The sequence below is a fragment of the Pseudomonas sp. P129 genome (assembly GCF_020312195.1).
In the GTDB taxonomy this organism is placed as follows: Bacteria; Pseudomonadota; Gammaproteobacteria; order Pseudomonadales; family Pseudomonadaceae; genus Aquipseudomonas; species Aquipseudomonas fragariae.
In genome coordinates, this window is record NZ_JAGPYS010000002.1 from 942,903 (window position 1) to 955,125 (window position 12,223).

At 59.3% G+C, this 12,223-nt stretch carries 7 protein-coding genes; 3 read left to right on the plus strand and 4 right to left on the minus strand.

Going from position 1 to position 12,223, the window contains the following annotated elements; genetic code table 11:
- The first annotated feature begins 108 nt into the window (after positions 1-108).
- Entirely contained in the window at positions 109-1,575 is a 1,467-nt protein-coding gene (gene dacB, locus KBY02_RS09400) for a D-alanyl-D-alanine carboxypeptidase/D-alanyl-D-alanine-endopeptidase (RefSeq protein WP_004408519.1), read from the plus strand.
- A 52-nt stretch (positions 1,576-1,627) separates the two neighbouring features.
- Here the strand turns inward: dacB and KBY02_RS09405 are convergent, their stop codons facing one another.
- The 3 genes from KBY02_RS09405 to rlmKL form a co-directional block, all read right to left on the minus strand.
- The gene (locus tag KBY02_RS09405) at positions 1,628-4,018 is read right to left on the minus strand and encodes a diguanylate cyclase (RefSeq protein ID WP_225650218.1); all 2,391 of its coding nucleotides are present in this window, start codon (positions 4,016-4,018) and stop codon (positions 1,628-1,630) included.
- A 165-nt stretch (positions 4,019-4,183) separates the two neighbouring features.
- The gene (locus KBY02_RS09410; RefSeq protein ID WP_024640690.1) at positions 4,184-5,803 is read right to left on the minus strand and encodes a methyl-accepting chemotaxis protein; all 1,620 of its coding nucleotides are present in this window, start codon (positions 5,801-5,803) and stop codon (positions 4,184-4,186) included.
- 514 nt (positions 5,804-6,317) lie between these two features.
- On the minus strand, positions 6,318-8,570 hold the full coding sequence (gene rlmKL / locus KBY02_RS09415; protein WP_011267439.1) for a bifunctional 23S rRNA (guanine(2069)-N(7))-methyltransferase RlmK/23S rRNA (guanine(2445)-N(2))-methyltransferase RlmL: 2,253 nt from the start codon (positions 8,568-8,570) through the stop codon (positions 6,318-6,320).
- 587 nt (positions 8,571-9,157) lie between these two features.
- Between rlmKL and rmf the strand changes: the two genes are divergently transcribed.
- Positions 9,158-9,373, plus strand: a complete 216-nt coding sequence (gene rmf, locus KBY02_RS09420; RefSeq protein WP_002553055.1) for a ribosome modulation factor — start codon at positions 9,158-9,160, stop codon at positions 9,371-9,373.
- A gap of 141 nt (positions 9,374-9,514) precedes the next feature.
- Here the strand turns inward: rmf and KBY02_RS09425 are convergent, their stop codons facing one another.
- Positions 9,515-10,546, minus strand: coding sequence for a quinone-dependent dihydroorotate dehydrogenase (locus KBY02_RS09425; protein WP_003346110.1), 1,032 nt, complete (start codon positions 10,544-10,546; stop codon positions 9,515-9,517).
- A gap of 463 nt (positions 10,547-11,009) precedes the next feature.
- On the opposite strand from KBY02_RS09425, the gene KBY02_RS09430 reads away from it, so the two are divergent.
- A complete protein-coding gene (locus tag KBY02_RS09430) occupies positions 11,010-12,221 on the plus strand; it encodes a CmpA/NrtA family ABC transporter substrate-binding protein (RefSeq protein WP_032653944.1) in 1,212 nt (403 codons plus the stop codon).
- Positions 12,222-12,223: the final 2 nt, after the last annotated feature.

The window sequence follows — 12,223 nt, forward strand, 5'->3', positions numbered from 1 at the left end:
CATTCACTACTATAGTTATCGAAATCGAATCTACATTTGCAATAGTTACCGAGGGAATTCATCCATGCCCTCTTTTTCGTTTCCCTCTTTGCAGTAGGGTTTTAGTCAATGATCAAGTCGCTACGTCCATTGTTGCTCGCGTCACTCCTTTTGCCCCTGGCCCTACCCTCCTACGCTGCCGTCATCAACACCACGCTGCCCCCCAAGGTTCAACAGGCCCTGAAAGCCAGCAAACTCGGCGATGACGCACTCTCGCTGGTGATGCTGCCGCTCAACGGCCCAGGTACACCGACCGTGTTCAACGCCGACGTATCGGTCAATCCGGCGTCTACCATGAAGCTGATTACCACCTACGCGGCCCTTGAAATGCTCGGCCCGACCCACCAGTGGAAAACCGAATTCTTCACCGACGGCACCCTGAGCAACGGCGTGCTGCGCGGCAACCTGTACCTCAAGGGCGGCGGCGATCCCAAGCTGAATATGGAAAAGCTCTGGCTGCTGATGCGTGACCTGCGCGCCAATGGTGTACAGCAGGTGACCGGCGATCTGGTTCTGGACCGCAGTCATTTTGTGCAACCGCAATTGCCGGTGTTCAACGATGACGGCAATGACGACAACAAGCCGTTTCTGGTCAAGCCCGACGCGCTGATGGTCAACCTCAAGGCGCTACGCTTCGTGACCCGCAATGATGACGGCAGGATTCTGGTCTCGGTCGAGCCGCCGATTGCCAGCATTCGCATTGATAATCAGGTCAAGGCAAGCGCCTCGAAACAATGCACCGGGGATGTGCGCTACAACCCGGTCACCCAGGCGGATGGCAGCGTCAACGTGACGGTCACCGGCCAGCTGGGCAATGGCTGCAACTCACAGACCTACCTGTCACTGCTGGACCACCCTACCTATGCGGCCGGCGCAGTGCGAGCCATCTGGCAGGAACTGGGCGGTACCATTCAGGGCAAGGACCGCGTTGGCGTGCTACCCGGCAATGCCAAGCTGCTGGCCAAGGCCTTTTCCCCGGACCTGGTGGAAGTCATCCGTGACATCAACAAATTCAGCAACAACACCATGGCTCAGCAACTGTTCCTGAGCCTGGGCGAAGAGTTCCGCAACGAAGCTGACGGTGACGACGGCAAGGCCGCCCAGCGTGTCATCCGTCAATGGCTGGCGAAGAAAGGCATCACTGCGCCGCATTTGGTCATGGAGAATGGCTCCGGGCTGTCGCGGGCCGAGCGTGTCAGTGCGCGCGAGATGGCGGTGATCCTGCAAGCGGCCTGGCGCAGCCCCTATGCTGCCGAGTTCATGAGCTCCATGCCGCTGGCCGGTCTCGACGGCACCATGCGCAAGCGACTCAAGCGCACCCCGCTGCTGGGCGAAGCGCATATCAAGACCGGCACCCTGAATACCGTACGCGCGATTGCCGGCTTCAGCCGCGACAGCAACGGCAACACCTGGGCCGTCGTGGCGATCCTCAACGACCCGCGTCCGTTCGGTGCATCCTCGATACTCGACGAGGTACTGGTCGATCTGTATCGACAGCCCAAGCTGACCAACACCACGGTCTCGATCCAGCAATAACCAACCGATACCGGCCATTGGCAGACCCGCTATCGCAGCGGGCCTGTCTGCATCAACCCTGCTCGGGCTCGACCCGGTCGCGACCGGCCTGTTTGGCGGCGTAGACGCCCGAGTCGGCGCGCAGCAACATCTCGTCGATCCCCTCACCCTCTCGCCAGCTGGCGATCCCGAAGCTGCCTGTGACCACTTGGTCGACGCCTTCGATAGCCTGATTGCGCAGTTCCTCGCGCAGGCTCAGTGCCAGTTGATAGGCCTGGGCACCCCGTGTTCCCGGACAGATCACCATAAACTCTTCGCCACCCAGACGGCAGAACACATCGTCGCTGCGCAGCCGCTGGCTGATCTTTTCCGAGATGGCCTTGAGCACCTGATCGCCTGCGGCATGCCCGAAGCGGTCATTGATCCGCTTGAAGTGATCGATATCGAGCATGATGATCGACAGGTTACCGCCGTGCCGGTCGATTCTTTTCAGCTCGGCCTGCATCCGGTCCTGAAAGTAGCGACGATTATAGGCGCCGGTCAGCACGTCGGTGACCGACAGCGCACGCAACTCCTGCTCGACGCGTTTGAGGTCGGTGATATCGGACACAAAGCCATGCCACAGCACGCTGCCATCGGCCAGGCGCTCAGGCGTTGAGGCCGAGCGTAACCAGCGCTGCCCCTTGCGTGGCAGATTGACGCGGTACTCCTGGCTCCACGGTGTCAGGTGTGTGGCGCTGATCAGAATGGAGCTTCTGACCCGTGCCAGGTCCAGCGGCTGTATGCGTTGCAGGATAGTTTCGGAATCGCCCAGCAACTGCTCTTCGTCCACCTCGAACAGCTCGCACATGCCGGCGCTGGCGTACCTGAAACATGCGCTGCCATCGACGGCCAGGTGGTACTGGTAAATGCCGCCAGGCACTTGCGAGCCGAGCTTTTTCAACAACTGTCCCTGCTCGGCAAGGGCCTGGTTGACGCGCTTGTGCTCGGTGACGTCGATGCATACCGCCAGATACCCGGTCCACAGCCCCTGATCGTCACGCACCGCAGTGACCAGCATGTTCACCACCAGCGTGCTGCCATCGCTGCGCTGCAGGGTCCACTCCTGCGAAGGGTGATTACCATCCTGCACAGCATCGAGAAACATCAGCTGCGAGGCGCTGATGGGTTGCCCGCGGCTCTTGCTCATGCGGCTCGCGCGGGCCTCCAGATCGGCAGACTGATAAAAGTCCATCAGCCGGAACCTGCCCAGCACATCCTCTTGCGCATAGCCGAGCATTTTCTGTGCTCCGACGTTGAACGTCTTGATCAGCCCGTCCAGATCGGTGGCGATGATCGCCACTTCGGTCGCCGCGTCCAGCACACTGCGCAACTGCCCATGCGCGGCCCTCAATTGGTGCTCGCGCTGGCGCAGCTCGCGGGTGCGCTGCGCCACCCGTTGCAAGGCGCGCTGACGCTGGCTGATCAGACTGTAGAGCAAGGCGCTGAGCATCAGGCTCAAAAGCCCTCCAAGCCACAACACCCGGCCGGGCATCATGATCTGGTTGTTCAGGCTGAAAATCTGCGTAGGGCGAACCTCGACCAGATAATCCCTGTCACCCAGGTTCAGCAGGCTGCTGGCATACAACTGATTGTGTATCGCAGGGAGCGGCGACTGATAAACCTGCTCGGGCTTTTCCGGCGAACTGAGGTCGAGCATGGTCACGGCAAGATTGTCCTGCTCTGCCGTGCGCACATTCATCAATTGCGTCAGGCTGATCACGGCGGTGACATAGCCCCGCAACTGTGGAACCGGCTGGCCAGTCGAGAACACCGGCGCGACCAGCAGAATGCCATACGTGTCCGACGGCTCCAGGGAAAGCAGGCGGATACGAGGCGTTGCGACGGTTCGTTTCAGCAACCGCGCACGCTCCAGCGCGGCACGGCGTACCGGCTCCGAGGCGATATCGAACCCTGCTGGCGTCGGAATGTCACTGAGCGTCTGGATGAATCGAACCGGGAAATACTCATTTCGCACGGCGGCGGTTTTCAAGGCGCCGTTTTCATCCATTTCGCTTATGGCATACGCGGCTGAGCCTTCCTCACGCAACTGTCTTTCAAAAGCCGTCCGTTCGGCCTGCAACACTCTAGGGTTCCAGGCATACGCCTGGGTACCAATCAGTAACGGCGCGACAAAGCCGTTGAATTCGGACAGTTCAACCTGATGGGAGTAGATAAAGAAGCGAGCCAGGGTGTCGAGCCGGGTAGTCTGCCGGTCCAGACGCTCCTGCAGGCGACTGAAGCGCTCCGCGGCAACGGTATCGAAACGCTGACGCAACTGGCGCTGATACAACTCGTTGTCGGCCAGCGCCAGCATGATCGTAAGTGCCACGCCGACCAGCAATGCCACGACAGCGATAAGCCACGCTGAAAGCTGGCCATTGATGAAACTCAGAACTCTGAGCTTGAACCGTTTCACTGTCATACACACAAACTCATGACGCCAACATACGGAAGCGTCAGGCTGGCTATGACTTCTGTTATAGCTATTCGCCAATAATTTTCATAGGCTTATGACTGTTTCATGATGGTCCGTTGGTCTGTCCGCAAGCTTGAAGACATGGCTTCGCCTTGCGGACAGCCAATCAAGTTACATCTTGAATCGTGTAACGACGCCATTCATTTCAATGGCCAGTCTCGACAGTTCGCCACTGGCAAGGGAAGTCTGATTGGCGCCCTCGGTACTCTGCACGGAAAGGTCGCGAATACTGATCAGATTGTGGTCGATGGAACGAGCCACCTGCGCCTGCTCTTCGGAAGCTGTGGCGATCAGCGTGTTCATGTCATTGATTTCTTCGATACGCCGGGCAATATCGTCAAGCGCTGCACCGGCCTCATGTGCAACCCCCAGAGTATCCTGCGCGCCCATGCAACTTTCCTGCATCGACCGGGTGGCTTGTTCGGAGCCCTCTAGAACGGCGCCGATCATTTGCTCGATTTCCTGGGTGGACTGCTGGGTGCGATGCGCCAGTGCCCGGACCTCATCCGCCACCACCGCAAAACCACGGCCCTGCTCGCCGGCACGAGCGGCTTCAATAGCGGCATTGAGGGCAAGCAGGTTGGTTTGCTCGGCGATAGTACGGATCACCGCCAGAACTTTGCTGATGTCGTTGGATTGCCCGGCCAAACGCTGCACGTCAGCACTGGTGGCAAGCACCGTGGCGCTCAGTTTTTCGATCGCGGTGACGGTACTGGCCACTCGCTCAGCCCCGCGCACGGTGGAGGCGTTGGATTCTTTCGCTGCGTCAGACGCAGCTGCTGCGTTGCGTGCGACCTCATCGACCGCTGCGGTCATTTCGTTGACCGCCGTGGCGGCCTGCTCGATCTCCTGATTCTGACGCCCCAACCCGGTGCTGGACTGCACGGTGATGGAGTTCATTTCTTCGGCAGCGGAAGCCAGTTGCTGTGACGAGTTGCCGATCAGGCCAATGGTTTGTCGCAGGTTCTTCTGCATGGCCAGTGTCGCGCGTTGCAGTTCGGAAAACTCATCGTCACCGGTGACCGGAATATCACCACGAAGATCACCGCTGGCAATACGCTCATTGACCGACAACAATGATTTCAAAGGCGTGACAATACTGCGCGTCAACAGAATCGCGAGAAATATGGTAATAATCAATGACACTATAATAATAACCACTGTGAACATAAAACCACTTTCATAGGCGGCTTCTGCACGCACACTCAGTTGATCGGCCTGATCAATATTCATCTGCACCAACGCATCGATGGCGGTCTGCAACTCACCGGTGACGGGCACTATATTGGTGTCGGTAAACGTCACCGCATCAGCGTTGGCACCTTTCTGAATCAATTCGAGCACCGTATCCAGAAGTGACGCAAACTTCTGGGCGGACGCAGTGACGGTTTGATAGAGACTTGCCTCATCGGCAGCGCTTGCCAGCGGCGCATATGCAGCAGATTGTTTGAGCATGTCTTCTCGCGCAGCTTTCAATCGAGTCACGGTAATTGTCTGAGCCTGCGGGTCAGTCTGTGCAATCAATCGCCGGGCATCCAGTCGCAAACGCAGCGTGGCGCTGCTTATTTTGTTAGCCTGTATGATGCTGGCCATCGCGTCCTTTTCCAGCGATTCCATGCTGGCCCGTAACTCGCCCATTTTCCATAGCGCGATCCCTCCCAGCGCGATGAGCAGGCAGGTGATCAGCATAAAGCTCATCCCGGCACGAACAGCGACCTTGACGTTTCTCATCTTGTTACCTTCGGAGGTGGGTACGGCGTGGACAATCTCGGAACACAGTCGATACCTTCAGTCGCCCGATTGAACAGGGACGTCACTCAAGAGGTCGACAATTGAAATTCGATATACCGCTTTCCCGAGGAAATCATATCGGGAATAAAAGTGCACAATCCGAGGAAACGAAAACAGACAAGAGATGCAATAAGACAGCAATTGCATAACCGTAGGATTACGATCTAAATACTAACAACTAAAAGTGTATAGCCATCTGATATCACGAGTATAACACCGCGCAACGCCGTGCAATGCAAAAGCTTCAGCCTTTGTGAAATAATTTTCATCAAAGTCCATACGCTCAGGCTTTTCACATCAACTTATTGATTAATATGCCGTTTATACGCAACCACAAATCGGGCATTTGCCCAGGGCTCAAACGCGTTTGAGCACACGGGCATGCAAACGAGTGCAGGAAGTGTCGCGAGGCGCGATGACCGGACCGTTACCGATCGGTTCATCGCGCACCGGATCAGCTACGCGCCATGATTTTCCAGGCGCGGTGGATCTTGCCGTTACGGGCAAAGTCCTGGTCGATGGTGTGCGCGGTAATGTCCTCGACCGCATAACGCTGACTCAGGTTTTCATCGAGCACAAACTTGCGGAAGTTGTTGGAGAAGTACAACACGCCCCCCGGCGCCAGACGTGCCATGGCCAGATCGATCAGCTCGACCTGATCACGCTGGACATCAAAAATGCCTTCCATGCGCTTGGAGTTGGAGAACGTCGGCGGGTCGATGAAGATCAGGTCGTACTCGTCGCGGTTGGCCTGCAGCCAGGCCATCACGTCGCCCTGCTCCAGACGATTCTTGTCGGAGAAACCGTTCAGCGACAGGTTACGACGCGCCCAGTCCAGATAGGTCCGCGACAGGTCGACGCTGGTGGTGCTGCGCGCACCGCCCTTGGCAGCATGCACACTGGCGGTCGCCGTGTAGGCAAACAGGTTCAGGAAGCGCTTGCCCGACGCTTCGCGCTGAATACGCATGCGCATCGGCCGGTGATCGAGAAACAGCCCGGTGTCCAGGTAGTCGGTCAGATTGACCAGCAGCTTGACGCCGCCTTCGCTGACTTCCAGAAACTGGCCCTGGGCGCTTTGACGCTCGTACTGCTTGGTGCCGCTCTGACGCTCGCGACGCTTGATCACCACGCGGTTCTTGTCGATGTTCAGTGCTTGCGGAATGGCCGCGAGCGCATCGAACAGCCGCGCTGACGCCTTTTCCGGATCAATGGACTTGGGTGCTGCGTATTCCTGAACATGCACCCAGTCGTGATACAGATCGATCGCCAGCGAGTATTCAGGCATGTCGGCGTCATACACGCGGTAGCAATCGATCCCTTCGCGACGCACCCACTTGCCCATCAGCTTGAGGTTCTTTTGCAGGCGATTGGCGAACATCTGCCCGCCTTCGCTCAGGCGCGCCTGTTCGACCACCACCGGTTCCGGCTTGATCGGGTTGCCGTTCTTGTTGAGTTTGCGCTCAACGACTTCAACCTCGACAGGGTTTTCGCGTTCGATCTGACGCTGCTCGGGGGTGCGTCGCTCGCCGGTCACGAACTGGTCAGGCGTGACCTTGATCAGCAGCAGTTTGCACGGCAAGGCGCCGTTCCAGAACGAATACTGTTTGTGGCTGCGAATGCCCATGCGCTTGCCCAGGTCCGGCGCGCCGGTGAACACCGCTGCTTCCCAGTTAAGGCACGCCTGACGCAGGCGCTCGCCAAGGTTCTGGTAGAGATACAGCAGACTGGCTTCATCTCCCAGACGCTCGCCGTACGGAGGGTTGCAGATCACCAGGCCTTTCTGATTCTGATCGGGACGCGGCTCGAAGGTCGCGACTTCGCCCTGATAGACCTTGATCCAGTCGCTCAGGCCGGCACGTTCGATGTTGTTGCGTCCCGGCTGGATCAGCCGTGGATCGGCTTCGTAACCGCGAATCCACGAAGGTGTTTTGGCCAACCCGGCCTCGGCGCGGGCCAGCGCTTCGTCGTGCAGCTTGCGCCACAGCGCCGGGACGTGGCCCAGCCATGCCGAGAAGCCCCAGCGTTCACGCTTGATGTTCGGCGCGATGTCGGCGGCGATCATCCCGGCCTCGACCAGGAAGGTACCGACACCGCACATCGGGTCAGCCAGCGCGCCGCCCTCGGCAGCAATACGCGGCCAGCCAGCGCGGATCAGGATGGCGGCGGCGAGGTTTTCCTTCAGCGGCGCAGCGCCCTGCTGCAGACGGTAACCGCGCTGGTGCAGGCTGTGCCCGGAAAGGTCGAGGGACAGAATGGCCTCGCCGCGATCCAGACGCAGGTGCACGCGCAGATCGGGGTTGATCTTGTCAACCGAAGGGCGCTCGCCATCCGGGGTGCGCAGCTTGTCGACGATCGCATCCTTGACCTTCAGTGCACCGAAATGGGTGTTGTCGATGCCCGAACCATGACCACTGAATTCCACCGCAATGGTGCCGTCGGATTCGAGATGATCCTGCCACTCGACATCCAGTACGCCGTGGTACAGGTCTTCGGCATCCTTCATCGGGAAGCGCTTGAGCACCAGCAACACGCGGTTGGCCAGGCGCGACCAGAGACACAGCCGGTAAGCGGTCTCCATGTCGGCCGAGCCGCGAATGGCTGAGGTGTGTTCACGGGTCTCTTGCAGACCCAGCGCAGTGGCTTCCTCGGCAAGCAGGCCTTCAAGGCCTTTGGGGCAAGTGAGGAAAAGTTCGTAGCGATCCGACATGTGTATTCCAAGGCCTGAGCCGTCTGCGGCGGGCAACGCATTGCCCTGCCAGATTTGAACAGGCGTCTTTCATGGAGAACGCCTGCGTGGCACGTGATGTGTGCCGGTCCACCGCATGATCCTGTCATGTCATTGCGGCAGTTTTGGCGCGTATTAGAACAGATATCAGGCAGGGCGACGTCGGCAATAAAAGCACGCGATCAAAAGTCGTGTTTGAAAAGTCACATTTTTGCAGCCTCTTTATGACCCTTCGTCGCTTAAGCTGCCAAGGCATTGAGCCAGTATATGAGCCTGATAAGCGATCTCAATGGGCTCGCAACACCCCATGTTCACGGGGCTGCAGAAAAAATCAGGGTTGAAACAGGTCTGCGCTTATTGCTCGACAGACCTGAATGTGACGTGCTTATGACAAAACGATCATTCACACCGCCCTGCGCTTTAGTTAGAAATCGTCTCAGGTCATCGCTGCAATGGTGATGGCATCAAGGCCCGCGACGCCGGCAGCGGGCCCCAGCGGCAGAAGATTCTGCCCGACCTCATCACGGGGTCTCAGGGATATTACAGTCAACAGACGAGGGCATTACCCTATGAGAAGACTTAAGCGTGATCCGTTGGAAAGAGCATTTTTACGCGGTTATCAATACGGCGTTCATGGTAAATCCCGTGAGCTTTGCCCTTTTACTCTACCGTCAGTACGCCAGGCATGGATCAATGGCTGGCGCGAAGGACGCGGCGACAACTGGGACGGTATGACCGGCACTGCGGGCATCCACAGACTCAACGAACTTCACGCGGTCGGATGAGGCGATTCACATCAAAGACTTTCAGGCCTCTGTCGGGCCATACATGACTGACTGATTCACACCTGCACCATGCACGCCCGACCCGGGCGGCGGGCCAACGCCCAGGGGCTCTCTTGCAGAGCCCCTTTTTTTACCCCGGGTTCAGCGTGCGGCGCGAGGCATTGCCGCAATGGCATCCACCGACTCGCGAATCAGCGCAGGGCCCTTGTAGATGAACCCCGAATAGATCTGCACCAGACTGGCACCCGCAGCGATCTTCTCGGCGGCATGCCGGCCTTCGGTGATCCCCCCGGCGGCGATGATCGGCAGACGACCCGCGAGCTCACCGGCCAGAACCTTGACGATGTGCGTGCTTTTTTCCCGAACCGGCGCGCCCGATAAACCGCCCGCCTGATCAGCATGCGGAAGGCCTTCGACGCCTTGGCGGCTCAGCGTGGTGTTGGTAGCAATGACTGCGTCCATACCGGACTCGATCAGGGCTGCGGCCACCAGCACGGTCTCTTCGTCGGTCATGTCCGGGGCAATCTTGATCGCCAGCGGCACACGCCTGCCATGCCGTTGCGTCAGTTCCTGCTGGCGCAGGCTCAGGGCCTGGAGCAGTTGCTTGAGCGAATCGCCGAACTGCAGGCTGCGCAGCCCCGGCGTGTTGGGCGAACTGACGTTGACCGTGACGTAGCTGGCATGGGCATAGACCTTGTCCAGGCAGATCAGGTAATCGTCGACCGCGCGCTCGACCGGCGTGTCGAAGTTCTTGCCGATATTGATGCCCAGAACGCCGCGATACTTTGCCGCTTCGACACGGGACACCAGGTTGTCGACACCCAGATTGTTGAAGCCCATGCGATTGATGATCGCCTCGGCGTTGGGCAGGCGGAAAATACGCGGCTTGGGATTGCCCGGCTGCGGACGTGGCGTCACCGTGCCGATCTCGACGAAACCGAAGCCCAGTTGCGCGAAGCCATCAATGGCCGCACCATTCTTGTCCAGGCCGGCTGCCAGCCCCACGGGGTTGGGAAACTCAAGGCCCATCACACTGACCGGCAACTTCGCCGGGGACTTGCTCAGCAGGCCGTTGAGGCCCAGCCGCCCGCCTGCACCGATCAGGTCCAGCGACAGGTCATGAGAGGTTTCCGGGGAAAGTTTGAACAGTAACTGGCGGGCCAGGTTATACATGGCGGGATGGGCTCGTGAGCAGCTGAATTCAGGCTGGCGATTATAGACGTGTGCGGGCCTGTCAGGCGAGGCGCGCGACAAACTTGTTGCTCGCCCTCCCCCGGCGATGGCATATGCCTTGCTTGAAACCGCTATCGGCACTCACTCCAACGGCGGAGCGGTGCATGGACAACGGCGTCGCTTTAGCCCCTTGCACTGGCACTCAGCGTTATATACAGCCCTGGAAAGCCCGAATTACAGGGTTTTTCACGCTTCTGCCAGAAGGGCGTAGGAGCGAACTTGTTCGCGAAGACCGTGTTTCAGACGATAGATTTTCAGCGATTGTACCGGCCCTTTCGCGAACAAGTTCGCTCCTACCGCCTCCGGCCAGAATCAAAAACAGACTTGTATATAACGAAGGGCGACTCGGCATCGGGTCGGACGACGCCTTTTTTCTGGACGGACCTTTGATGAAGCACGCGCGATGAACGAACAAACCGGTAATGCGCTGGACTGGGTGGCCGGTAGCGACGCTCCGGAAATGAACAGCCTGGACGTGGGCTTCATGGCATTGACCGACTGTGCCCCGCTGGTGGTCGCGGCCACGCAGGGTTTCGCCCAGCCTTACGGCCTGAGCCTGAACCTCGAGCGTCAGACCTCCTGGGCCGGGCTGCGCGACAGACTGGTCAGCGGGCGGTTGCAGGCGGCACACAGCCTGTACGGCCTGATCTACGCGGTGGAACTGGGCATCAGCGGTGGCCCGGCGACCGACATGGCCATCCTCATGGGACTCAACCAGAACGGGCAGTGCATCAACCTGTCCCGCGAGTTGCAGCAGGCCGGCGTGATCACTCCTGAAGCACTGGACAAGCACGCGCACCAAAGCGGCTCAAAGCTGACCTTCGCGCAGACCTTTCCCACCGGCAACCATGCCATGTGGCTCTACTACTGGCTGGCCAGTCAGGGCATTCATCCGCTCGATGATGTGAACAGTGTCGTGGTGCCGCCCACGCAAATGGCGCAACACCTGCAGGCCGGGCGCATCGACGGTTTCTGCGTCGGCGAACCCTGGGGCGCCAGCGCCGTACAGCAGCAACTGGGCTTCACCATGGCGACCAGCCAGTCGATCTGGCCGGATCACCCGGGCAAGGTGCTCGGCTGTACCCGAGAGTTTGTCGAGCAGAACCCCAACACCGCCAGAGCGCTGATCATGGCCGTACTGGAAGCGAGCCGCTTCATCGAGGAAAACGATCATAACCGGCGCAGCACCGCACAACTCCTAAGCGGTGCCGATTACCTGGACACCTCAGTGGACTGCATCGAGCCGCGTTTGCTCGGCCAGTACAGCGACGGTCTCGGCAATCACTGGCAAGACCCTCACGCGGTCAGCTTCCATGCCCAGGGACAGGTCAACTACCCCTGGCTGTCCGACGGCATGTGGTTCATGACCCAGTTCCGACGCTGGGGCCTGTTGCGCGAAGACCCGGATTACCTGGCGGTGGCCAGCCGCGTTCAGCAACTCGACCTGTACCGTCAGGCAGCCAGTGCGCTGGGTATCGACGTACCCGCCGCAACCTTGCGCAGCAGCCAGCTGATCGATGGCAGGGTCTGGGACGGCAGCGATCCGGCGGGCTACGCGCGTAGCTTCAAGCTCCACTCGCTGGCCGACGAAGTGCCCGCTGTGGCCAGTCGTTGACG

Excerpts from the sequence above, each read along its gene's own strand:
- KBY02_RS09405 (WP_225650218.1), bottom strand. The coding sequence starts at position 4,018 with ATGACAGTGAAACGGTTCAAGCTCAGAGTTCTGAGTTTCATCAATGGC.
- dacB (WP_004408519.1), top strand. The coding sequence starts at position 109 with ATGATCAAGTCGCTACGTCCATTGTTGCTCGCGTCACTCCTTTTGCCC.
- KBY02_RS09430 (WP_032653944.1), top strand. The coding sequence starts at position 11,010 with ATGAACGAACAAACCGGTAATGCGCTGGACTGGGTGGCCGGTAGCGAC.
- rlmKL (WP_011267439.1), bottom strand. The coding sequence starts at position 8,570 with ATGTCGGATCGCTACGAACTTTTCCTCACTTGCCCCAAAGGCCTTGAA.
- KBY02_RS09410 (WP_024640690.1), bottom strand. The coding sequence starts at position 5,803 with ATGAGAAACGTCAAGGTCGCTGTTCGTGCCGGGATGAGCTTTATGCTG.
- rmf (WP_002553055.1), top strand. The coding sequence starts at position 9,158 with ATGAGAAGACTTAAGCGTGATCCGTTGGAAAGAGCATTTTTACGCGGT.
- KBY02_RS09425 (WP_003346110.1), bottom strand. The coding sequence starts at position 10,546 with ATGTATAACCTGGCCCGCCAGTTACTGTTCAAACTTTCCCCGGAAACC.